The sequence below is a fragment of the Serratia sp. 506_PEND genome, assembly GCF_001076875.1.
In the GTDB taxonomy this organism is placed as follows: domain Bacteria; phylum Pseudomonadota; class Gammaproteobacteria; order Enterobacterales; family Enterobacteriaceae; genus Serratia; species Serratia marcescens.
In genome coordinates this window covers 27370-49072 of the sequence record NZ_JVEL01000412.1, presented here as the reverse complement: position 1 = coordinate 49072, position 21703 = coordinate 27370, and the positions used below count along the sequence as shown (strand labels likewise).

Sequence of the window (21703 nt, the reverse complement as noted above, 5' to 3'; positions counted from 1 at the left end):
CTTTATCGGCGAAGAGGTGCCGGAAGCGGCGCTGAAGAAACGCGTACAGGCCGCCTTTGAGTTCCCGGCGCCGGTGGCGAAAGTGACGGAAGACGTCTCCTGCCTGGAGCTGTTCCACGGCCCGACGCTGGCGTTCAAAGACTTTGGCGGCCGCTTTATGGCGCAGATGCTGGCGGAAGTGGCCGGCGATCAGCCGGTGACCATTTTGACCGCCACCTCCGGCGACACCGGCGCCGCCGTGGCGCATGCCTTCTACGGCCTGAAAAACGTCCGGGTGGTGATCCTCTACCCGCAGGGCAAAATCAGCCCGTTGCAGGAGAAACTGTTCTGCACCCTGGGCGGCAACATTCACACCGTGGCGATCGACGGCGACTTCGACGCCTGTCAGGCGCTGGTGAAGCAGGCATTTGACGATCAGGAATTGAAAGATGCGCTGCACCTGAACTCGGCCAACTCGATCAACATCAGCCGTTTGCTGGCGCAGATCTGTTACTACTTCGAAGCGGTGGCGCAGCTACCGCAGGAAGCGCGCAATCAGCTGGTGATTTCGGTGCCGAGCGGCAACTTCGGCGATCTGACCGCCGGGCTGCTGGCCAAGTCGCTGGGTCTGCCGGTGAAGCGCTTCATCGCCGCCACCAACGCCAACGACACTGTGCCGCGCTTCCTGACCAGCGGCCAGTGGCAGCCGCACGCCACGGTCGCGACGCTGTCCAACGCCATGGACGTCAGCCAGCCGAACAACTGGCCGCGCGTGGAAGAGCTGTTCCGTCGCAAGGTCTGGCAGTTGAAAGAGCTGGGCCACGCGGCGGTCAGCGACGAGACCACCAAAGACACGATGCGTGAGCTGGCCGAGTTGGGCTATGTCTCCGAACCGCACGCGGCCATCGCCTACCGTGCGCTGCGCGATCAGCTGCAGGAAGGGGAGTTTGGTCTGTTCCTTGGCACCGCGCATCCGGCCAAGTTTAAAGAGAGCGTGGAGGCGATCCTCGGCCAGGAACTGCCGTTGCCGAAAGCGCTGGCGTTGCGGGCCGATCTGCCGCTGTTGTCGCACACGCTGCCGGCCAGTTTCGGCGAGCTGCGCACGTTCCTGATGGCACTTCCGGCCTGAAATTCGGCAGGTTAGAATGCGAAAAGCCGTCTTGCGACGGCTTTTTTTTATGCCTGCTCCGGGCGCTTGAACACCAGTTCATTGCCCTGCGAGGCGGCTTCGTCGAAGGCGTAGCCTTCCAAGTTGAAGTCCGCCAACTGCTCGCTGCGCGTCAGGCGGTTCTTGATGATAAAGCGGCTCATCAACCCGCGCGCTTTCTTGGCGTAGAAACTGATGACCTTGTATTTGCCGTTCTTCTCGTCGAGGAACACCGGTTTGATCAGCGCGCCGTGCAGTTTGGCCGGCTTCACCGCTTTGAAATACTCGTCGGACGCCAGATTGACCACCACGTCATCGCCCTGTTGCTCCAGCGCTTCGTTGAGCTTTTTGGTGATCTGATCGCCCCAGAAGCTGTACAGATCTTTGCCCTTCGGGTTTTCCAGCTTGATGCCCATCTCCAGCCGATACGGCATCATCAGATCGAGCGGGCGCAGCACCCCATACAGGCCGGACAGCATGCGCAGATGCTGCTGGGCGAAGTCGAAATCGGCTTCGCTGAAATCCTGCGCCTGCAGGCCGGTATATACGTCGCCCTTGAACGCCAGCAGCGCCTGACGGGCGTTGTCCGGGGTAAATGCCGGCTGCCACTCGCTAAAGCGCGCGGCGTTCAGGCCGGCCAGCTTGTCGCTGATGCTCATCAGGCTGGCGATTTGCGCCGGCGTCAGCTTGCGGCAAATGTTGATAAGCCGCTGAGACTTGTCCAGCAGTTCGGGTTGCGTGAAGCGTTTTGTCGCCAGCGGGCTGTCGTAATCGAGCGTTTTTGCAGGGGAAATAATAACGAGCATGGCCAGATCCTGTTTATCCAAGTGCGGGTACTGTAGCAAAAAGCGCAGGAAAAAGCGGCAATCGGTCCAATAGGCGGGGCGCGCATCGCACGCGCCCCGGAAAACTCAGCGCGGCGGCTTTTGATCGTCCCACACGCCCGGCTCCAGCTGCGATTTCAGCTCCGGGAATCGGGTGGCGTCGAAGGTTGGTAGCTTGCCCAGGCGGCGCTGGCGATGGTAGTCGTCGGCCAGTTTCAGCGCCACCCGCGACAGCAGCAGGATCGCCGTCAGGTTGGTGATCGCCATTAGCGCCATGGAGGTATCCGCCATTTTCCACACCAGCGGCAGCTCTGCCAGCGCGCCGAACATCACCATGCCCAGCGCCACACAGCGGAAAATCAGCAGGCCGCCCGGATGATTGTGTTCGAGGAACACCAGGTTGCTCTCGGCATAGGCATAGTTGGCGATGATCGAGGTGAAGGCGAAGAAGAAGATGGCGATGGCGACGAACGGTGCCCCCCAGCTGCCGACGGCGGTCGACAGCGCGCGCTGCGTCAGATCGATGCCGCTGATGCTGTCGGTCGGCTGATCGAGTATGCCGGAAGAGAGGATGATCGCCGCGGTGGCGCTGCAGATGACGATGGTATCGATAAACACCCCGAGCATTTGCACGTAGCCCTGCGAAGCCGGATGCGGCGGATAAGGCGAGGCGGACGCCGCCGCGTTGGGCGCCGAGCCCATGCCGGCTTCGTTGGAGAACAGGCCGCGCTGCACGCCCTGGGTCATCGCCTGGGAGATGCCGTAACCGACGGCGCCGGCTGCGGCTTCCTGCAGGCCGAAGGCGCTTTTGAAGATCAGCGCCAGGATCGCCGGCATGTGTTCGATGTTATGGCCAATCACCCAGAGAGCCAGCAGCAGGTAGGCGCCCGCCATCAGCGGCACCACCAGTTCGGCCACTTTGGCGATGGAACGGATGCCGCCGAAGATCACCACGCCGCTCAGCAGCACCAGACCGATGCCGACGTGCAGCGGTTGCAAATGGAAGGCGACGGCGGAGGCTTGCGCGATGGAGTTGGCCTGCACGGCGTTGAACACCAGACCGAACGCGATGATCAGGAAGATCGAGAACAGCACGCCCATCCAGCGCATGCCGAGGCCTTTTTCCATGTAATAGGCCGGGCCACCGCGGTAGTTGCCGTTGTCGTCTTTGGTTTTATAGAGCTGAGCCAGCGAGCTTTCCACAAATGAGGTGGCCATGCCGATAAACGCCACCACCCACATCCAGAAGATGGCGCCGGGGCCGCCGGCGGTCAGGGCGATGGCGACGCCGGTCAGGTTGCCGGTGCCGACGCGCGCCGCCAGCGTGGTGCACAGCGCCTGGAAAGAGGAGATGCCGGCGCTGTCGCTTTTATTGCTGTTTTTCAACACCGAGAACATGTGGCTGAAGTGGCGAAGCTGGATAAAGCGGGTACGCAACGTGAAGTAAATGCCGGTGCCGAGCAGCAGATAAATCAGCACTGACCCCCACAAAATGTTGTTTATAAAATTCATCAGGTCCGTCAAGGGATCCCTCCTCTTATCGAAATGTCATGCGCACCTTGCAGCATCCACCGCAGGTGAAAAACATTGGCCTATTTTTTACAAGAGCTTAGCTGGAATCTGTCCGGCGTCAGTCGATTAAGATTTTTCGCAGATTAGCGGACGAATTGCATCAATTTTTTCGAATTTAACATAATTTATTCGGGCGATAGCACGTTATTGCCTTTCCATCCGCTCGGTTATGGCGAAAGATATCGGCGTAAACGGTTGCTCGCCCAAGGATAAAACAGATGCTTGCGCGCCGCGGTTTTCCAGCCTTGCACCGGGCTTGGCGCATGTTATTATCAGGGCAGGGCATGGTTGAACAATGCCAAAAGTTCATGCACAAACGATGAGATAATGCCAACATGACCGACAAATTAACTTCCCTGCGCCAGCTGACTACAGTGGTTGCAGATACGGGTGATATCGCGGCAATGAAGCTGTATCAACCGCAGGACGCCACAACCAACCCTTCGCTGATCCTCAATGCAGCCCAAATTCCTGAATACCGCAAACTGATTGACGAAGCCATTGCCTGGGCGCGCGGCCAGAGCAGCGATCGCGAGCAGCAGATCGCCGACGCCGCCGACAAGCTGGCGGTCAACATCGGTCTGGAGATCCTCAAACTGGTTCCGGGCCGCATCTCCACCGAAGTGGATGCACGCCTGTCTTACGACACCGTTGCCAGCGTGGCCAAGGCCAAGCGCCTGATCAAGCTGTACAACGAAGCCGGCATCAGCAACGATCGCATTCTGATTAAACTGGCCTCGACCTGGCAGGGCATCCGCGCGGCGGAGCAGCTGGAGAAAGAAGGCATCAACTGTAACCTGACGCTGCTGTTCTCCTTCGCTCAGGCTCGCGCCTGCGCCGAAGCCGGCGTTTACCTGATCTCGCCGTTCGTCGGCCGTATCCTCGACTGGTACAAAGCTAACGGCGACAAGAAAGAGTTCGCTCCGCACGAAGATCCGGGCGTGATCTCCGTGACCGAAATTTACCAGTACTACAAACAGCACGGTTACAACACCGTGGTGATGGGCGCCAGCTTCCGCAACGTCGGCGAAATCATCGAACTGGCCGGCTGTGACCGCCTGACCATCGCGCCTGCGCTGCTGAAAGAGCTGGCGGAGAGCGAAGGCGCGCTGGAGCGTAAACTGTCTTACACCGGTGAAGTGAAGGCGCGTCCTGCCGCACTGACCGAACCTGAGTTCTACTGGCAGCACAACCAGGATCCGATGGCGGTTGAAAAACTGACCGACGGCATCCGCAAGTTCGCCGTAGACCAGGGTAAACTGGAAAAAATGATCGCCGACCTGCTGTAATTCCCGCAGATCGCGCAGTAAAAAGGTGGCTCAGGCCACCTTTTTTTATGCCCGACGCTCCCGCCGGCGGGGGAAGCCCTTATACTCTCGGCAATGACAACAGAACGGGAGACGAACCCGTTCGGACCCCATCAGGCTGTAGAGGTTACGCATGGATATTTTACGTATTGGTTTGGTTTCCGTTTCCGACCGCGCTTCCGGCGGCGTTTACCAGGATAAAGGCATTCCGGCGCTGGAGGAGTGGTTGGCCGGCGCGCTGGCGACGCCCTTCAAGCTGGAAACCCGGCTGATCCCCGATGAGCAGACGCAAATTGAACAGACGCTGTGCGAGCTGGTGGACGAAATGGGCTGCCATCTGGTGCTGACCACCGGCGGCACCGGGCCGGCGCGCCGCGACGTCACCCCCGACGCCACACTGGCGATCGCCGATCGCGTGATGCCCGGCTTCGGCGAGCAAATGCGTCAGATCAGCCTACACTATGTGCCAACGGCAATTCTTTCTCGCCAGGTGGGGGCGATCCGCAAACAGGCGCTGATCATCAACTTGCCCGGCCAACCGAAGTCGATCAAGGAAACGCTGGAAGGGGTAAAGGATGAGCAGGGCAATGCGGTGGTGCATGGCATCTTCGCCAGCGTGCCTTATTGCATTCAACTGCTTGACGGGCCTTACGTCGAAACGCACGCCGCGGTGGTAGCAGCATTTCGGCCAAAGAGCGCGCGTCGCGAGATAAACCTCTAAATTTCAGCGCTCTGCGAGATCGGCTTCAGCCCGTCTGGTGTGAAAATAATTTGCCGTTATAGTAAGGATTCTTTTACAGAAAGCCTGCGGCTTTTATTTTTACAGCCTTTACCGACGGTGCCCTATGCCTCACGACAATAATCGCCGGCTGAACCGGCAAGACTACAAAACGCTGACGTTGGCCGCGTTGGGCGGCGCGCTGGAGTTTTACGACTTCATCATCTTCGTGTTCTTCGCCGCCGTGGTCGGCGATCTGTTCTTCCCGGCGGACATGCCGGAGTGGCTGCGGCTGGTGCAAACCTTCGGCATCTTCGCCGCCGGCTATCTAGCCCGCCCGCTGGGCGGCATCGTGATGGCGCACTTCGGCGATCTGGTCGGCCGCAAAAAGATGTTTACCCTGAGCATTCTGCTGATGGCGTTGCCGACGCTGGCGATGGGTCTGCTGCCGACCTACGCCAGCATCGGCATCGCCGCGCCGCTGCTGCTGCTGCTGATGCGCGTGCTGCAGGGCGCGGCGATCGGCGGTGAGGTGCCGGGCGCCTGGGTCTTCGTCGCCGAACACGTGCCGCGCCGGCGCATCGGCTTCGCCTGCGGCACGCTGACCGCCGGGCTGACGGTGGGCATCTTGTTGGGCTCGGTGGTGGCGACGGTGATCAACACCACGCTCAGCCCGCAGAGCATCGCCGGCGGCGGCTGGCGCATTCCTTTCCTGTTGGGCGGCATGTTCGGCCTGGTGGCGATGTACTTGCGCCGTTGGCTGCAGGAGACGCCGATCTTTATCGAGATGCAGGCGCGTAAAGCGCTGGCCGAGGAGCTGCCGCTGAAATCGGTGGTGATCAACCACAAACGGGAAGTGGCGGTGTCGATGCTGCTGACCTGGCTGCTCTCCGCCGGCATCGTGGTGGTGATCCTGATGACCCCGACCTATCTGCAAAAGCAGTTCGCCATTGCGCCGGCCTTGACGCTGCAGGCCAACAGCATCGCCACCATCATGCTGATCGCCGGCTGCATCGTCGCCGGTTTGTCGGCCGATCGCTTCGGCGCCAGCAAAACGCTGGTGGTCGGCAGTGTGCTGCTGGCCGGCTGCAGCTGGCTGTTCTATCAAACGGTGGGCGTGCGCCCGGAAATGCTGTTCGCCTGCTATGCGCTGGTGGGCTTCAGCGTAGGCGTGGTGGGGGCCGTGCCGTATGTGATGGTGCGGGCCTTCCCGGCGGAAGTGCGGTTTACCGGCATCTCGTTCTCATATAACGTCTCGTACGCTATTTTTGGCGGTTTAACCCCTATTTTTGTGACGCTGATCATGAAATTAACCCCGTTAGCGCCCGCTTACTATGTGTTGGCGCTGTCGCTCCTCGGGCTGCTGCTCGGCGTCTACCTGCATCGCGACCTGAACAGCGAAGCCGGGGAGCGGCGAGCCGACTCCTACAGCTAAAAAAAAAAAGCCCTGCAGTGCAGGGCTTTTTCGTCAGGGGAGGGCGATTACGCCGCGACCGGTGAGGCCGCGACGCGGGCCGGGGCCGGTTCGCCAATCGGCAGCACGGTGCGGCCGTATTGCTCGTTGAGCACTTCTGCCATCGCCAGGTAGATGGCGCTGGCGCCGCAGATGATGCCCTCATAACCGGCGAAGGTCAGCAGCGCGTGGTTGCCGGTGATGTTGCCGACGGCCAGCAGGGCGAACAGCAGCGTCAGGCTGGCGAACACGAACTGCAGCACGCGGTTGGCGCCCAGGGTGCCGAAGAACATGAACAGGGTGAAGACGCCCCACAGCGCCAGGTAGATGCCCAGCACGTGCGCCTCAGTGGCTTCAGCCAGGCCCAGACGCGGCAGCAGCAGCAGGCCGACCAGGCTCAGCCAGAAGCTGCCGTAGGCGGTGAAGGCGGTCATGCCGAAGGTGTTGCCCTTCTTGTACTCCAGCAGACCGGCCAGGATCTGGGCCAGGCCACCGAAGAAAATCCCCATGCTGATGATGGCGGAGTTCAGTGGGAAAAAGCCCGCGTTGTGCAGGTTCAGCAAGACGGTGGTCATCCCGAAGCCCATCAGGCCGAGAGGGCCGGGATTCGCCAACTTGTTGGTGTGCATAAGTCCTCTGCGATAACAGAAAATTAACGGAAACAGCGAAGTAAAATCATAAATGGTCTGAATGGCCAAAAAATCGAAGTTTTCCACCAGAGCGCGCGCATCATAATGATCCCCGCAGCCGGAAACAATGATCTGAATGACGATAAAAAAAGAAATTTTTTTCGCCTTGCCCCTTGATGCCGGACTGGATGGCCCCATCTTATTTGCAACCGCAGCTGCTAACCGCGGGTCGCACTGAGATATCGGGCAGTTGAAAAGCAAAAAATCGCCCGCATATAGGTTAGCAACCTGACTGATTATGAATTTTTTAGTGGAGACGTTTAGATGGGCAAAATTATTGGTATCGACCTGGGTACTACCAACTCTTGCGTAGCAATTATGGATGGTGCCAAGGCACGCGTGCTGGAAAACGCCGAAGGCGACCGCACCACTCCTTCTATTATCGCATATACCCAGGACGGTGAAACTCTGGTTGGCCAGCCGGCTAAGCGTCAGGCAGTGACCAACCCTGAAAACACCCTGTTCGCCATCAAGCGCCTGATCGGTCGCCGCTTCCAGGATGAAGAAGCGCAGCGCGACAAAGCGATCATGCCGTACAAAATCGTCGAAGCCGACAACGGCGACGCCTGGCTGGAAGTGAAAGGCCAGAAAATGGCTCCGCCGCAGATCTCTGCGGAAGTGCTGAAAAAAATGAAGAAAACGGCGGAAGATTACCTGGGCGAACCGGTAACTGAAGCGGTTATCACCGTACCGGCTTACTTCAACGACGCCCAGCGTCAGGCGACCAAAGACGCCGGCCGCATCGCGGGTCTGGAAGTCAAACGCATCATCAACGAACCGACTGCGGCGGCTCTGGCCTACGGCCTGGACAAAGAAGTCGGCAACCGCACCATCGCGGTTTATGACCTGGGCGGCGGTACTTTCGATATCTCCATCATCGAAATCGACGACGTTGACGGCGAAAAAACCTTTGAAGTGCTGGCGACCAACGGTGACACCCACCTGGGTGGCGAAGACTTCGACAGCCGTCTGATCAACTATCTGGTGGAAGAGTTCAAGAAAGATCAGGGTATCGATCTGCGCAACGATCCGCTGGCGATGCAGCGTCTGAAAGAAGCCGCTGAGAAAGCGAAGATTGAACTGTCTTCCGCTCAGCAGACCGACGTTAACCTGCCGTACATCACCGCAGACGCGACCGGTCCAAAACACATGAACATCAAAGTGACTCGCGCCAAACTCGAGTCGCTGGTTGAAGATCTGGTTGCGCGCTCTATCGAACCGCTGAAAGTGGCGCTGAAAGACGCAGGCCTGTCGGTTTCCGACATTCAAGACGTGATCCTGGTGGGCGGCCAAACCCGTATGCCAATGGTGCAGAAGAAAGTCGCAGACTTCTTCGGCAAAGAACCGCGTAAAGACGTGAACCCGGACGAAGCGGTTGCCGTGGGCGCTGCGGTGCAGGGCGGCGTGTTGGCCGGTGATGTGAAGGACGTTCTGTTGCTGGACGTGACCCCGCTGTCGCTGGGTATCGAAACCATGGGCAGCGTGATGACGCCGCTGATCACCAAAAACACCACGATCCCGACCAAGCACAGCCAGGTGTTCTCTACCGCTGAAGACAACCAGTCTGCGGTAACCATCCACGTGCTGCAGGGTGAGCGTAAGCGCGCCAGCGATAACAAATCTCTGGGCCAGTTTAACCTGGACGGCATCCAGGCGGCGCCGCGCGGCATGGCGCAGATCGAAGTGACCTTCGATATCGATGCCGACGGCATCCTGCACGTGTCTGCCAAAGACAAGAACACCGGTCGTGAGCAGAAGATCACCATCAAGGCATCTTCTGGCCTGAACGAAGACGAAATCCAGAAAATGGTGCGCGACGCCGAGCTGAACGCTGAAGCTGACCGCAAGTTCGAAGAGCTGGTACAGACGCGTAACCAGGCGGATCACCTGATCCACGGCACTCGCAAGCAGCTGGAAGAAGCGGGCGACAAACTGCCGGCGGAAGACAAAACGGCGATCGAAGCGGCGCTGAAGGATCTGGAAGCGGCGGTGAAAGGCGAAGATAAAGCCGAGATCGAAGCGAAGACTCAGGCGCTGGTGCAGGTTTCCGGCAAACTGCTGGAAATGGCTCAGGCGCAGCAGGCTCAGCAGGGTGCTGACGCCGGCGCGGACAACGCGGCGCAGAAAGACGACGACGTGGTTGACGCCGAGTTCGAAGAAGTTAAAGACAAAAAATAATCGCCCTTAAGCGGGCACGGGGCGGCCGAGGTGTCGTTCCCGGAAACCAGCACGGGCGTCGAGGCAACTCTGCGCCCGTGCACGCATGTTAAGGGTAAGCGAAAGAATGGCGAAGAAAGACTATTACGAGATTCTCGGCGTCAGCAAGACGGCGGATGAACGTGAGATCAAAAAGGCGTATAAACGCCTGGCGATGAAATACCATCCTGACCGCAACCAGGAACAAGACGCCGAAACCAAGTTTAAAGAAGTTAAAGAAGCTTACGAAGTTCTGACCGACGACCAGAAACGCGCGGCCTACGACCAGTATGGGCACGCGGCCTTTGAACAGGGCGGCATGGGCGGCGGCGGCTTTGGCGGCGGCGCCGACTTCAGCGATATCTTTGGCGACGTGTTTGGCGACATCTTCGGCGGAGGCCGCCGTCAGCGCGCCAGCCGCGGTTCCGATCTGCGCTATAACATGGAGCTGACCCTCGAGGAAGCGGTACGTGGCGTCACCAAAGAGATCCGCATCCCGACGCTGGAAGAGTGCGACGTCTGCCACGGCAGCGGCGCCAAACCGGGCAGCTCGCCGGTGACCTGTCCAACCTGTCACGGTCAGGGCCAGGTGCAGATGCGTCAGGGCTTCTTCACCGTGCAACAGGCGTGTCCGCACTGCCATGGCCGCGGTCAGATTATCAAAGATCCGTGCAACAAGTGCCACGGCCACGGCCGGGTAGAAAAATCCAAGACGCTGTCGGTGAAAATTCCGGCTGGCGTCGATACCGGCGACCGCATCCGCCTGGCGGGTGAAGGTGAAGCCGGCGAACACGGCGCACCGGCGGGCGATCTGTACGTTCAGGTGCAGGTGAAGGCGCACCCGATCTTCGAGCGTGAAGGCAACAACCTGTACTGTGAAGTGCCGATCAACTTCGCCATGGCGGCGCTGGGCGGCGAGATTGAAGTGCCGACGCTGGACGGCCGGGTGAAACTGAAGGTGCCTTCGGAGACCCAAACCGGCAAGCTGTTCCGCATGCGCGGCAAGGGCGTGAAATCGGTGCGCGGCGGCAGCCAGGGCGACCTGCTGTGCCGCGTGGTGGTGGAAACCCCGGTCAATCTGAACGACAAGCAGAAGCAGCTGCTGCGTGAGCTGGAAGAGAGCCTGGGTGGCCCGTCCGGCGACAAGAACAGCCCGCGTTCGAAGAGCTTCTTCGACGGGGTGAAAAAGTTCTTTGACGATCTGACTCGCTAACCTACTGTTTCTTTTGGTTTATGTACGAACCCCGGACTTCTGTTCCGGGGTTTTTATTTGCGCGCCAAACCGCAAATTCCATAATATAAGTGTGACTTATTCGTGCTTTTTATCGGTTTTTCCGAGCCATTTAGCATTTATAAACTTATTTTTTCGAACTAAAACGCCCTCTATACTCACTTCATGACTGTGGTTCGCAGGGCGCTACGTCCTGCACAGATTTGGAGAGACGTACTGTGACCAACATCATTCGTCAATTTTTACGTCAGGAAGCCGCGGGCGGTATCATTCTGATCGCGGCGGCGATCGTCGCCCTGATCATGGCCAACACCCCGGCGCAGGGGATCTATCAGGCATTCCTTAACCTGCCGGTGATGGTGAAGATTGCTTCGCTGGAGATCGCCAAGCCGCTGCTGCTGTGGATCAACGATGGCCTGATGGCCATCTTCTTCTTGGTGGTGGGGCTGGAGGTCAAGCGCGAGCTGATGCAAGGCTCGCTGTCCGGGCGCGATAAGGCGGTGTTTCCGGCGATCGCCGCGCTGGGCGGCATGCTGGCGCCGGCGCTGATTTACCTGCTGTTCAACGGCGCGGATGACGTCACCCGCCAGGGTTGGGCGATCCCGGCCGCGACCGATATCGCCTTCGCGCTTGGCGTAATGGCGCTGCTGGGCAACCGCGTGCCGACCAGCCTGAAAGTGTTCCTGCTGGCGTTGGCGATCATCGACGACCTGGGCGTGATTATCATCATCGCACTGTTCTACACCCACGAAGTGTCGATGGTGGCGCTGGGCGTGGCGGCGGCGGCGACGGCGCTGCTGGCGGTAATGAACTGGCGCGGCGTGGGCAAGACCTCGTTATACATGATGGTTGGCCTGGTGTTGTGGGTGGCGATCCTCAAGTCTGGGGTGCATGCGACGCTGGCCGGGGTGATCGTCGGCTTTATGATCCCGTTGAACGTCAAAAAGGGGCCATCGCCGTCGGAAACGCTGGAGCATGAGTTGCACCCTTGGGTCGCGTTTATGATCCTGCCGCTGTTCGCTTTCGCCAACGCCGGGGTCTCTTTGCAGGGCGTATCGCTGGAAGGGTTAACGTCGCTGCTGCCGGTCGGGATTGCGGCTGGGCTGTTTATCGGCAAGCCGCTGGGGATTTTCCTCTTCAGCCTGCTGGCGGTGAAAATGGGCATCGCCCGTTTGCCTGAAGGCATCGGCTTCAAACAGGTGTTTGCCGTTTCGGTGCTCTGCGGCATTGGTTTCACCATGTCGATTTTTATCGCCTCGCTGGCGTTTGGCGATGCAGATGCGGCGCTCAGCACCTATTCCCGCCTGGGGATCCTGTTGGGCTCCACCACTGCGGCGGTGGTAGGGTATGGATTGCTGCGTCTGGCGTTGCCGCGCGTGCGTTAATCCTGAATGTGTCCGGTAAAGGCACATAATAAAATGGCTGGTCGGAGCTGTACGGTATAAAATATGTGCAGCTTCGGCCGTTCTTCGTTGGGACTAATGGGGTTATACGTTGTCTGAAGCAGGGAAAGGAAGTTTGTCGCTCGTCACGGCACACCGTTTGCCGCTGCGAAACGTTGTTAAGGAGAGCCGCTCGTGAGGATGTCGCATATCAACTTTAATCACCTTTACTATTTCTGGCAGGTCTGCAAGGCCGGTTCCGTGGTTGGTGCCGCCGAAGCGTTGTTTCTGACGCCGCAGACCATCACCGGCCAGATCAAAGCGCTGGAAGAGCGGTTGGACGGCAAGCTGTTCAAACGCCAGGGGCGCGGGTTGGTGCCTTCGGAGCTGGGGCAGTTGGTGTTCCGCTATGCCGACAAGATGTTTATGCTCAGCCAGGAAATGCTGGATATCGTCAACTACCGCAAAGAGTCCAACCTGCTGTTCGACGTCGGCGTAGCGGATGCGCTGTCGAAGCGGCTGGTCAGCCAGGTATTGGAAACGGCGGTGGTGGTGGACAACGAGCAGATCCACTTGCGTTGCTTTGAATCGACGCACGAGATGCTGCTGGAGCAGCTTAGCCAGCACAAGCTGGATATGATCCTCTCGGATTGCCCGGTGGACTCCAGCCAGCAGGAAGGGCTGTTCTCGCTGAAGCTGGGCGAGTGCGGCATCAGCTTTTTCTGTCGCCAACCGGCGCCGGACCTGCCGTTCCCGGCTTGTCTGGAGCAGCGCAAGCTGCTGATCCCCGGCCGCCGTTCGATGTTGGGGCGCAAGCTGCTCAACTGGTTCAATACGCAGGGCATTCAGGTGGAAATTCTGGGCGAGTTTGACGATGCGGCGCTGATGAAGGCCTTCGGCATGTACCACAATGCGATCTTCGTGGCGCCGACGCTGTATGCGCAGGATACCTACAACGATGACAACGTGGTGGAGATTGGGCGTATCGACAGCGTGCAGGAGGAGTATTACATCATCTTCGCCGAGCGCATGATCCAGCATCCGGCGGTGCAGCGCGTCTGCAACAAAGACTTCTCGGCGCTGTTTTCCTGCTAGCGGTTCACTGAACGCAGGACGTAAAAAAACCGGCCTGAGCCGGTTTTTTTATCAAGCAGATAACGAAATGCTTATTGCATTGCGTTGATGCGTGCAGTCAGGTTTGACTTATGACGCGCTGCTTTGTTTTTGTGGATCAGGCCTTTAGCTGCCTGACGGTCCACCAGTGGTTGCATTACCAGGAATGCATTTTGTGCTGCTTCTTTGTCGCCAGCTGCGATAGCTGCGTCTACCTTCTTGATGAAGGTACGCACCATTGAGCGACGGCTTGCGTTATGCTTGCGGCGTTTCTCAGACTGTACGGCGCGTTTCTTAGCTGATTTGATATTAGCCAAGGTCCAACTCCCAAATATATTCTATTGAGGACAATTCAAAGGCCGAGGAATATGCCCTTTTAGCCTTCGTTTGTCAATGGATTTGTGCAAATAAGCGCCGTTTGTACAGGCGGCACTCGCTACGTTGTGATGGCGCAGGATTTTACCAGCTTCGCTCTTGGGAATACAGTGTTTCGCGAGAAAATTCGCCAATGTTTTGCCGCGGCGGGCGCAAGCCGTTGGCCGCGGTCGAGAATCGCCCCGGCAACGCCGGATAAACTGCGGCGAAGCCGTTTCACGCGCAGATTATCTCCGGTATGGTATGTCTATTACATAAAGGCACCAATCGCGGGTTAACCTTACCGGCTGTACAAGGTATAATCCGCCGATTTCCACTGTTTTGAGCCAGCTATGGAGCTAATTCGCGGCATTCACAATATCCGGGCGCGCCACCATGGTTGCGTGCTCACCATCGGCAACTTTGACGGCGTACACCGCGGTCATCAGGCGCTGCTGGAGCAGTTGAAGCAACAAGGGCAACGCCTCGGGCTGCCGGTGATGGTCATGATCTTTGAGCCGCAGCCGCTGGAGATGTTCGCCGCAGACAAGGCGCCGGCCCGCTTGACGCGCCTGCGCGACAAGGCCAACTATCTGGCGCAGGCGGGCGTCGATTACCTGCTGTGCGTCAAGTTCGATCCGCGTTTCGCCGCCAACACCGCGCAGGCGTTCGTCGCCGAGCTGCTGGTGGAAAAACTGGGCGTCAAATTCCTGATGGTGGGGGATGATTTTCGCTTTGGCGCCGGGCGTCAGGGCGATTTTCCGCTATTGCAGCAGGCCGGAAAAGAGCACGGCTTCGACGTAGTCAGCACCCCGACCTTCCGCGAAGGCGATCGGCGCATCAGCAGCACCGCGATCCGCACCGCGCTGAGCGAGGACGATCTGCCGCTGGCGGAGACCCTGTTGGGCCACCCGTACAGCATCTCCGGGCGCGTGGTGCACGGCGATGAGCTGGGGCGCACCATCGGCTTCCCGACCGCCAATCTGCCGCTCAAGCGTCTGGTGGCGCCGGTGAAAGGAGTGTATGCGGTGGAAGTGTATGGCCTGGGGCCGAAGCCGCTGCCGGGCGTGGCCAATATCGGCACGCGCCCGACCGTCGCCGGCGTGCGCCAGCAGCTGGAAGTGCATCTGCTGGATGTCACAATGGATCTTTACGGGCGCCATATTGAGGTGGTGCTCCGCGCAAAATTGCGCAATGAACAGCGGTTTGCTTCGCTGGATGCCCTGAAGCAGCAAATCGCCAATGATGTGGTGACGGCCCGGAAGTTCTTCGGGTTAAAAACACTGGTTTAATCGTTTACCCTAAACAATTCGAGTTGCATCGCGGCGGCAACCGCGCGAACCCCGATGAGCTTGCACAGGCAAGTGATTCGGGTGAGAAAGGGCGGCCGACAAAGATGCAGCTTGAAGTGCGACGGGTAAATAGCCGAAAACGGAAACGAGAATCTCATGAGTGACTACAAGAATACCCTGAACTTGCCGGAAACAGGGTTCCCGATGCGCGGCGATCTCGCCAAGCGCGAACCTGGCATGCTGCAACGTTGGTATGAACAGGATCTGTACGGGATTATTCGTACTGCCAAAAAGGGCAAAAAAACCTTCATTTTGCATGACGGCCCTCCGTATGCGAACGGCAGCATTCACATTGGTCACTCGGTTAACAAGATTCTCAAAGACATTATCATCAAGTCGAAAGGGATGGCCGGCTTCGACTCGCCTTATGTGCCGGGTTGGGATTGCCACGGCCTGCCGATCGAACTGAAGGTTGAGCAACTGTACGGCAAGCCGGGCGAGAAGCTGACGGCGGCCGAGTTCCGCCAGAAGTGCCGCGAGTACGCGGCCGAGCAGGTTGAAGGCCAGAAGAAGGACTTCATCCGCCTGGGCGTGTTGGGCGACTGGGATCGTCCGTACCTGACGATGGACTTCAAAACCGAAGCCAACATCATCCGCGCGCTGGGCAAGATCATCAGCAACGGCCACCTGCTGAAAGGCGCCAAGCCGGTTCACTGGTGCACCGACTGCGGCTCGTCGCTGGCGGAAGCGGAAGTGGAGTACTACGACAAGACTTCGCCGTCGATCGACGTGAGCTTCCATGCGGCCGATGCGACTGCCGTGGCGGCTAAGTTCGGCGTGAGCCACTTCAGCGGCGCCATCTCCCTGGTTATCTGGACCACCACTCCGTGGACCCTGCCGGCCAACCGCGCGATCTCGCTGCACCCGGACTTCACCTATCAGTTGGTGCAGGTTGACGGCCAGTGCCTGATCCTGGCGGCCGAACTGGTGGAAAGCGTGATGAAACGCGCCGGCATCACCGAGTGGACGGTGCTGGGCAGCTGCAAAGGCGCCGATCTGGAGCTGCTGCGCTTCAAACACCCGTTCATGGACTTCGACGTGCCGGCGATCCTCGGCGAGCATGTGACCCTGGACGCCGGTACCGGTGCGGTGCACACCGCGCCTGGCCACGGCCCGGACGACTTCGTGATCGGCCAGAAATACGGCCTGGAAGTGGCCAACCCGGTAGGGCCGAACGGCTGCTACCTGACCGGCACCTACCCGCTGCTGGACGGCAAGTTCGTCTTCAAGGCCAACGATCTGATCGTCGATCTGCTGCGTGACAAAGGCGCGCTGCTGCACGTCGAGAAGTTCCTGCACAGCTATCCGTGCTGCTGGCGCCACAAGACGCCGATCATCTTCCGCGCTACGCCGCAATGGTTCATCAGCATGGATCAGAAAGGCCTGCGTCAGCAGTCGCTGGAAGAGATCAAGGGCGTGCAGTGGATCCCGGATTGGGGCCAGGCGCGCATCGAAATGATGGTCGCCAACCGCCCGGACTGGTGCATCTCGCGTCAGCGCACCTGGGGCGTGCCGATGTCGCTGTTCGTGCATAAAGAGACCGAGCAGCTGCACCCGCGCAGCGTTGAGCTGATGGAAGAAGTGGCCAAACGCGTCGAGCAAGACGGCATTCAGGCCTGGTGGGATCTGGACGCGGCCGACATCCTCGGCGCGGAAGCCGCCGACTACGTGAAAGTGCCGGATACGCTGGACGTGTGGTTCGATTCCGGTTCCACCCACGCCTCGGTTGTCGACGTGCGTCCTGAATTCAACGGCCACGGCGCCGACATGTATCTGGAAGGCTCCGACCAACACCGCGGCTGGTTCATGTCATCGCTGATGATTTCCACCGCGATGAAGGGCAAGGCGCCGTACAAGGAAGTGCTGACCCACGGCTTCACCGTCGACGGCCAGGGCCGCAAGATGTCCAAATCGATCGGCAACACCGTCAGCCCGCAGGACGTGATGAACAAGCTGGGCGGCGACATTCTGCGTCTGTGGGTGGCGTCGACCGATTACACCGGCGAGATCGCGGTGTCTGACGAGATCCTCAAGCGCTCCGCCGACTCTTATCGCCGCATCCGCAACACCGCGCGCTTCCTGCTGGCCAACCTGAACGGGTTCGAGCCGAGCACCGATTGCGTGGCGCCGGAAGACATGGTGGTGCTGGATCGCTGGGCGGTCGGCCGCGCGCTGGCGGCGCAGCGGGATATCGAGCAGGCTTACGCCAACTACGATTTCCACGAAGTGGTGCAGCGCCTGATGCAGTTCTGTTCGGTCGAGATGGGCTCCTTCTACCTGGATATCATCAAGGATCGTCAGTACACCGCGAAGAGCGACAGCGTCGCCCGCCGCAGCTGCCAGACCGCGCTGTATCACATCGTCGAAGCGCTGGTGCGCTGGATGGCGCCGATCATGTCATTCACCGCAGACGAGATCTGGGGCTTCATGCCGGGCAAACGCGCGCAGTACGTGTTCACTGAAGAGTGGTACGACGGCCTGTTCGGGCTGGCGGAAGGCGAGTCGATGAACGACGCTTTCTGGGCTGAGCTGCTGAAAGTGCGCGGCGAAGTGAACAAGGTGCTGGAGCAAGCGCGTGCCGACAAACGCCTCGGCGGTTCGCTGGAAGCGGCGGTGACGCTGTATGCCGACAGCGAGTTGGCGGCGCGTCTGAACAGCCTGCAGGATGAGCTGCGCTTTGTGCTGCTGACCTCTGCGGCAAGCGTTGCGCCTTTGGCGGATGCGCCGGCCGACGCGCAGGCTTCCGAGCTGCTGAAAGGGCTGAAAATCGCCTTCAGCACGGCGCCAGGTGAGAAGTGCCCGCGCTGCTGGCATTACACCACCGATATCGGCCTGGTGGCGGAGCACGCAGACATCTGCGGCCGCTGTGTGAGCAACGTCGCCGGTGACGGCGAGAAGCGTAACTTTGCCTGAGAACTCGCGCCTGATGAGTAAACCAATTTGTTCGACCGGCCTGCGTTGGCTGTGGGTTGTAGTGGCGGTGCTGGCGCTGGATTTTGGCAGCAAGCAGTGGATCCTTGCTAACTTTACGCTGGGCCAGTCCCAGCCGTTGATCCCGTCGTTCAACCTGTTTTACGCGCGCAACTACGGCGCCGCGTTCAGCTTCCTGGCCGATCACGGCGGTTGGCAGCGCTGGTTCTTCGCCGGCATCGCCATCGCCATCGTCGCGGTGCTGCTGGTGATGATGTACCGCAGCGCGGCGCAGCAGAAGCTGAACAACATCGCCTACGCCTTCATCATCGGCGGGGCGCTGGGCAACCTGTTCGATCGCCTGTGGCACGGTTTTGTGGTCGATTTCATCGACTTCTACGTCGGTGATTGGCACTACCCGACCTTCAATCTGGCGGACAGCTTTATCTGCGTGGGCGCGGCGATGATCGTGCTGGAAGGTTTCTTGTCGCCGGCGAACAAAGACGCAAAGAGTAAAGGTGAGTAATATGACGGCTCAGGTTATCAGTGACAGCGCGGTGCTGGTTCACTTCACGCTGAAACTGGAAGACGGTTCGACCGCCGAATCCACCCGCAGCAGCGGCAAACCGGCGCTGTTCCGCCTGGGTGACGGCAGCCTGTCGGCGCCGCTGGAAGAGCAACTGCTCGGCCTGCGCGCGGGCGACAAGCGCGCCTTTACCCTGCAGCCGGAAGCGGCGTTCGGCGCGGAGAACCCGGATCTGGTCCAGTTCTTCTCGCGCCGCGACTTCGCGGAAACCGGCGTGCCGGACGTGGGCACCATCATGCTGTTTACCGCCATCGACGGCAGCGAAATGCCGGGCGTGGTGCGCGCGGTGGCGGAGGATTCAATCACCGTCGATTTCAACCATCCGCTGGCGGGCCATCCGGTGACCTTCGACATCGAAGTGCTGGAGATCGATCCGCAGCAGGAGGAGACGCATGCAAATATTGCTGGCTAACCCGCGCGGCTTCTGCGCCGGGGTTGATCGTGCGATCAGCATCGTGGAACGCGCGCTGGAGCTATATGGCGCGCCGATCTACGTGCGACATGAAGTGGTGCACAACCGCTACGTGGTCGACAGCCTGCGTGAGCGCGGCGCGGTGTTTATCGAAGAGATCGCCGAAGTGCCGGACGGCTCTATCCTGATCTTCTCGGCGCACGGCGTTTCTCAGGCGGTGCGCGCCGAAGCCAAGGCGCGCGATCTGACCATGCTGTTCGACGCCACCTGTCCGCTGGTGACCAAGGTGCATATGGAAGTGGCGCGCGCCAGCCGCCGCGGCACCGAAGCGATCCTGATCGGCCATGCCGGGCACCCGGAGGTGGAAGGCACCATGGGCCAGTACAGCAACCCGCAGGGCGGCATGTACCTGGTCGAATCGCCGGAAGACGTGTGGAAGCTGCAGGTGAAAGACGAAAACAACCTGTGCTTCATGACGCAGACCACGCTGTCGGTTGATGATACCTCGGACGTGATCGATGCGCTGCGTCAGCGCTTCCCGAGCATTATCGGTCCGCGCAAGGATGACATTTGCTACGCCACCACCAACCGTCAGGAAGCGGTGCGCAACCTGGCCGGCGATGCGGACGTGGTGCTGGTGGTGGGGTCGAAGAACTCTTCCAACTCTAACCGTCTGGCCGAACTGGCGCAGCGCGTGGGCAAACCGGCTTATCTGATCGATTCGGCGGCGGATATTCAGGAAAGCTGGCTGAGCGAAGCGCGCAATATCGGCGTTACCGCCGGCGCCTCGGCGCCGGACGTGCTGGTGCAGGAGGTGATCTCTCGCCTGAAAGCGCTGGGTGGCCTGGACGTGCATGAAATCAGCGGGCGCGAAGAGAACATCGTGTTCGAAGTGCCGAAAGAGCTGCGCGTGGACGTCCGTCAGATTGACTGAGGTGCGTGAGTGAATGACAACGGGGGGCTTAGGCTTCCCGTTTTTTTTGGAAAGCGAGCCGCGTAAAAAATAACACTCCATGCATATTCAAATTTTCTGCTAACTAAAGTCAAATTTATTCTGAGTATTTGAAATAACGTCGGTGTGGTTAATTATATAGGCTGGCGAAAAGTCATTAATAAGAATATCATTAGGCTGCAATCTAAATAGGCCCGGTGTTGGCAAAGTGATTACAATAATTACAATAATGGATGTTGCAGATGTTTCTTATTTTATTCCTGCCGAATATGTTCTACGGCGGTTAATCCCTTCTCCTGCAAATAGAGTTTCATATGTTCCAGCAATCGTCTGACTTTTAATGGTTGGATCTCCCTACGTGGCATAATGGCGTAGCAATTAATTTCCGGTAAGCGCCAATCGGGCAATATTTCAATCAGCTCGCCGCTGCGCAATTCACGTTCAACATTGGCGAAGAAATTGCGAATGATGCCCTTGCCGGTCAACGCCAACTCCTTCATCGCCATACCGCTGTTGGTGAACAAACGCCCGGTCATGCGCATGCGGTGTTCATCGCCGTTGCGATGGATAAGACGGACAAACTGTGGGTTGCCGAGCGGCGTAAAGGTGACCCAATGGTGATGGGTCAGCGCCTGCGGCGAATCCGGCACGCCGTGGTGTGCCAGGTAGGCCGGTGAGGCGCACAACACTTCGCGGCAGCGGGCCAACCGCGTGGAAACGTAGCTGGAATCAGCCAGCACGCCGCCGCGTATCGCCAGATCGATGCGTTGCGCGATCAGGTCTATCTTCTCATCGTGGATCTCCAGCCGCAGCGTGAGCCGAGGATGCTCGTCGAGAAAGCTTTGCAACGCCGGCACCAGATAGTGAGTGGCGAATTCGGTGGAAGTGGCGACGCGCAGTTCGCCGACCAGTTCTCCGCGCAGCGCGGCGATCCGTTGTTGGCCACGTTCGGCAGCGTGGATCATCAGCAGGCAATCTTCATAAAAACACAATCCTGCTTCGGTCAGACTCAATGAACGCGTCGATCGCAACAGTAATTGAATGCCCAGATGCTCCTCCAGCTGGCGAATATGTTGGCTGACGGCGGAGGTCGTCATGCCCAATTCTTTTGCCGCCATGCTGAATGCGCCGCAATCGACCACTTTTGAGAAAATGGCCATGCGTTTTAAAATATTGCTCATAGTTTGTTAAGCACAACTTAACCAAGATTGTGAATTATACGGGCTAATAATATAGCATCATCTCTTCTATATTGCCTGAAGCATATAAACGACGGGCTGATTATTATTTTGCAGAGATTTTTTCTCTTTTTGATAAATCTTATTGCGCTTATCAATAATACTCCCGCACCACATCGTAACAGGAGCTCATTGTGGACAGCGCTCAGAAAGAAGAAATATCGTTAAAGATCCTACGTGAATTATTGCAATACCGCCGCCGTTTCCCCGGCGACGACACCTCGATCGCTGAAGAAGAACGGCGGGTCACTCAGGTGCAATTGCCGCGCATTCGGGCATTCATCGAAA

General features: G+C 58.9%; 18 protein-coding genes and 1 pseudogene. 14 read left to right on the top strand and 5 right to left on the bottom strand.

Translation table 11 applies throughout. From position 1 onward, the window contains the following. Window positions 1–1108: threonine synthase (gene thrC / locus ADK28_RS15410; RefSeq protein WP_048796025.1), on the top strand; the 1108-nt coding region annotated here is incomplete at its 5' end. Window positions 1109–1155: 47 nt separating this feature from the next. Here the strand turns inward: thrC and yaaA are convergent. Beyond that, entirely contained in the window at window positions 1156–1932 is a 777-nt protein-coding gene (gene yaaA / locus ADK28_RS15405) for a peroxide stress protein YaaA (protein ID WP_033641483.1), read from the bottom strand. 105 nt (window positions 1933–2037) lie between these two features. Further along, window positions 2038–3474 (bottom strand): alanine/glycine:cation symporter family protein, encoded by a 1437-nt coding sequence (locus tag ADK28_RS15400; RefSeq protein WP_033641226.1) that lies wholly within the window; start codon window positions 3472–3474, stop codon window positions 2038–2040. 383 nt (window positions 3475–3857) lie between these two features. On the opposite strand from ADK28_RS15400, the gene tal reads away from it, so the two are divergent. The 3 genes from tal to ADK28_RS15385 all read left to right on the top strand — a co-directional run bounded on the left by tal (window position 3858) and on the right by ADK28_RS15385 (window position 6982). Further along, window positions 3858–4811: a transaldolase gene (gene tal / locus ADK28_RS15395; RefSeq protein ID WP_004932982.1), complete on the top strand. Its 954-nt coding sequence runs from the start codon at window positions 3858–3860 to the stop codon at window positions 4809–4811. A 151-nt stretch (window positions 4812–4962) separates the two neighbouring features. Next, window positions 4963–5550, top strand: coding sequence for a molybdopterin adenylyltransferase (gene mog / locus ADK28_RS15390; protein ID WP_015376607.1), 588 nt, complete (start codon window positions 4963–4965; stop codon window positions 5548–5550). A gap of 124 nt (window positions 5551–5674) precedes the next feature. Then, on the top strand, window positions 5675–6982 hold the full coding sequence (locus ADK28_RS15385) for an MFS transporter (RefSeq protein ID WP_016929143.1): 1308 nt from the start codon (window positions 5675–5677) through the stop codon (window positions 6980–6982). A gap of 47 nt (window positions 6983–7029) precedes the next feature. Here ADK28_RS15385 and satP read toward each other — a convergent pair whose 3' ends face one another. Further along, window positions 7030–7629: an acetate uptake transporter gene (gene satP / locus ADK28_RS15380; protein WP_048796026.1), complete on the bottom strand. Its 600-nt coding sequence runs from the start codon at window positions 7627–7629 to the stop codon at window positions 7030–7032. A gap of 324 nt (window positions 7630–7953) precedes the next feature. On the opposite strand from satP, the gene dnaK reads away from it, so the two are divergent. The 4 genes from dnaK to nhaR all read left to right on the top strand — a co-directional run bounded on the left by dnaK (window position 7954) and on the right by nhaR (window position 13593). Continuing rightward, window positions 7954–9867 carry a molecular chaperone DnaK gene (dnaK, locus tag ADK28_RS15375; protein WP_004932972.1) on the top strand — a complete coding sequence of 638 codons (1914 nt, stop codon included), beginning with the start codon at window positions 7954–7956 and terminating at the stop codon, window positions 9865–9867. A 106-nt stretch (window positions 9868–9973) separates the two neighbouring features. Then, window positions 9974–11098: a molecular chaperone DnaJ gene (dnaJ, locus tag ADK28_RS15370; protein WP_004932969.1), complete on the top strand. Its 1125-nt coding sequence runs from the start codon at window positions 9974–9976 to the stop codon at window positions 11096–11098. 236 nt (window positions 11099–11334) lie between these two features. After that, on the top strand, window positions 11335–12501 hold the full coding sequence (gene nhaA / locus ADK28_RS15365) for a Na+/H+ antiporter NhaA (protein ID WP_033641227.1): 1167 nt from the start codon (window positions 11335–11337) through the stop codon (window positions 12499–12501). A 192-nt stretch (window positions 12502–12693) separates the two neighbouring features. Beyond that, window positions 12694–13593, top strand: coding sequence for a transcriptional activator NhaR (gene nhaR, locus ADK28_RS15360; protein ID WP_028127865.1), 900 nt, complete (start codon window positions 12694–12696; stop codon window positions 13591–13593). Window positions 13594–13664: 71 nt separating this feature from the next. On the opposite strand, the gene rpsT is transcribed toward nhaR, so the two are convergent. Beyond that, window positions 13665–13928, bottom strand: a complete 264-nt coding sequence (rpsT, locus tag ADK28_RS15355; protein WP_004932960.1) for a 30S ribosomal protein S20 — start codon at window positions 13926–13928, stop codon at window positions 13665–13667. Between the two features lie 390 nt (window positions 13929–14318). Between rpsT and ribF the strand changes: the two genes are divergently transcribed. The 5 genes from ribF (at window position 14319) to ispH (ending at window position 20159) form a co-directional block, all read left to right on the top strand. After that, window positions 14319–15257 carry a bifunctional riboflavin kinase/FAD synthetase gene (gene ribF / locus ADK28_RS15350; protein WP_048796024.1) on the top strand — a complete coding sequence of 313 codons (939 nt, stop codon included), beginning with the start codon at window positions 14319–14321 and terminating at the stop codon, window positions 15255–15257. 156 nt (window positions 15258–15413) lie between these two features. After that, a complete protein-coding gene (gene ileS, locus ADK28_RS15345; protein WP_048796023.1) occupies window positions 15414–18230 on the top strand; it encodes an isoleucine--tRNA ligase in 2817 nt (938 codons plus the stop codon). Window positions 18231–18243: 13 nt separating this feature from the next. Then, entirely contained in the window at window positions 18244–18753 is a 510-nt protein-coding gene (gene lspA, locus ADK28_RS15340; RefSeq protein WP_016929136.1) for a signal peptidase II, read from the top strand. A 1-nt stretch (window position 18754) separates the two neighbouring features. Beyond that, a complete protein-coding gene (gene fkpB, locus ADK28_RS15335) occupies window positions 18755–19225 on the top strand; it encodes an FKBP-type peptidyl-prolyl cis-trans isomerase (protein ID WP_016929135.1) in 471 nt (156 codons plus the stop codon). Continuing rightward, complete coding sequence (gene ispH / locus ADK28_RS15330; protein WP_033641229.1) at window positions 19206–20159, top strand: 4-hydroxy-3-methylbut-2-enyl diphosphate reductase; 954 nt, start codon at window positions 19206–19208, stop codon at window positions 20157–20159. Before fkpB ends, ispH begins: the two co-directional genes overlap by 20 nt. Window positions 20160–20431: 272 nt before the next feature. On the opposite strand, the gene ADK28_RS15325 is transcribed toward ispH, so the two are convergent. Continuing rightward, window positions 20432–21358, bottom strand: coding sequence for a LysR family transcriptional regulator (locus ADK28_RS15325; RefSeq protein WP_028127864.1), 927 nt, complete (start codon window positions 21356–21358; stop codon window positions 20432–20434). Window positions 21359–21549: 191 nt separating this feature from the next. On the opposite strand from ADK28_RS15325, the pseudogene ADK28_RS33025 reads away from it, so the two are divergent. Beyond that, window positions 21550–21703, top strand: a pseudogene (locus ADK28_RS33025) (paerucumarin biosynthesis protein PvcA); the annotation flags it as partial.

Excerpts from the sequence above, each read along its gene's own strand:
- ispH (WP_033641229.1), top strand. The coding sequence starts at position 19,206 with ATGCAAATATTGCTGGCTAACCCGCGCGGCTTCTGCGCCGGGGTTGAT.
- ADK28_RS15325 (WP_028127864.1), bottom strand. The coding sequence starts at position 21,358 with ATGAGCAATATTTTAAAACGCATGGCCATTTTCTCAAAAGTGGTCGAT.
- mog (WP_015376607.1), top strand. The coding sequence starts at position 4,963 with ATGGATATTTTACGTATTGGTTTGGTTTCCGTTTCCGACCGCGCTTCC.
- tal (WP_004932982.1), top strand. The coding sequence starts at position 3,858 with ATGACCGACAAATTAACTTCCCTGCGCCAGCTGACTACAGTGGTTGCA.
- ADK28_RS15385 (WP_016929143.1), top strand. The coding sequence starts at position 5,675 with ATGCCTCACGACAATAATCGCCGGCTGAACCGGCAAGACTACAAAACG.
- ileS (WP_048796023.1), top strand. The coding sequence starts at position 15,414 with ATGAGTGACTACAAGAATACCCTGAACTTGCCGGAAACAGGGTTCCCG.
- dnaK (WP_004932972.1), top strand. The coding sequence starts at position 7,954 with ATGGGCAAAATTATTGGTATCGACCTGGGTACTACCAACTCTTGCGTA.
- ribF (WP_048796024.1), top strand. The coding sequence starts at position 14,319 with ATGGAGCTAATTCGCGGCATTCACAATATCCGGGCGCGCCACCATGGT.
- yaaA (WP_033641483.1), bottom strand. The coding sequence starts at position 1,932 with ATGCTCGTTATTATTTCCCCTGCAAAAACGCTCGATTACGACAGCCCG.
- dnaJ (WP_004932969.1), top strand. The coding sequence starts at position 9,974 with ATGGCGAAGAAAGACTATTACGAGATTCTCGGCGTCAGCAAGACGGCG.
- fkpB (WP_016929135.1), top strand. The coding sequence starts at position 18,755 with ATGACGGCTCAGGTTATCAGTGACAGCGCGGTGCTGGTTCACTTCACG.
- satP (WP_048796026.1), bottom strand. The coding sequence starts at position 7,629 with ATGCACACCAACAAGTTGGCGAATCCCGGCCCTCTCGGCCTGATGGGC.
- lspA (WP_016929136.1), top strand. The coding sequence starts at position 18,244 with ATGAGTAAACCAATTTGTTCGACCGGCCTGCGTTGGCTGTGGGTTGTA.